This is a genomic window from Pseudomonas edaphica, assembly GCF_005863185.1.
GTDB classification, from domain to species: domain Bacteria; phylum Pseudomonadota; class Gammaproteobacteria; order Pseudomonadales; family Pseudomonadaceae; genus Aquipseudomonas; species Aquipseudomonas edaphica.
The window spans coordinates 1-517 of record NZ_VBVZ01001150.1 but is presented as its reverse complement, the minus strand read 5'-3'; the positions used below and the strand labels follow the sequence as shown (position 1 = coordinate 517).

Genomic DNA, 517 nt, shown 5'->3' with positions numbered 1-517 from the left:
AGGTGATGCCATCGCAGGCAAGCCAGCTCCCACCGAGGTCAGAACAGTTTGGTAAACAGCCAGTACAGGCTGCCCGACAGCAAAATCGCCGCCGGCAAGGTCAGCACCCAGGCCATCAGCAGATTGCGGATGGTCTTCATCTGCAAGCCACCGCCATTGGCGACCATGGTGCCTGCCACACCCGACGACAACACATGGGTCGTCGACACCGGTAGCCCGAACATATCCGCCGCACCGATGGTCAGCATGGCCACCGTCTCGGCCGAGGCGCCTTGGGCGTAAGTCAGGTGCGTCTTGCCGATTTTTTCGCCCACCGTGACCACGATGCGTTTCCAGCCGACCATGGTGCCCAGCCCGAGCGCGATGGCCACGGCGATCTTCACCCACAGCGGGATAAAGCGTGTGGACGCGTCGATCTGGTCTTTGAACAGTTTCAGCTTGCCTTGGGTGTCGGCGTCGAAGTTGCCGACCTTGCCCTTGTCCATCAAGCGAATGGTTTCACTGGTCAGGTACATGT

The 517-nt window shown here is 60.3% G+C and carries 1 protein-coding gene; it reads right to left on the bottom strand.

The genetic code is table 11. The annotated features are described in order from the left end of the window. Positions 1 to 38: 38 nt before the first annotated feature. Positions 39 to 517: inorganic phosphate transporter (locus tag FEM54_RS33775; protein WP_138454421.1), on the bottom strand; the 479-nt coding region annotated here is incomplete at its 5' end.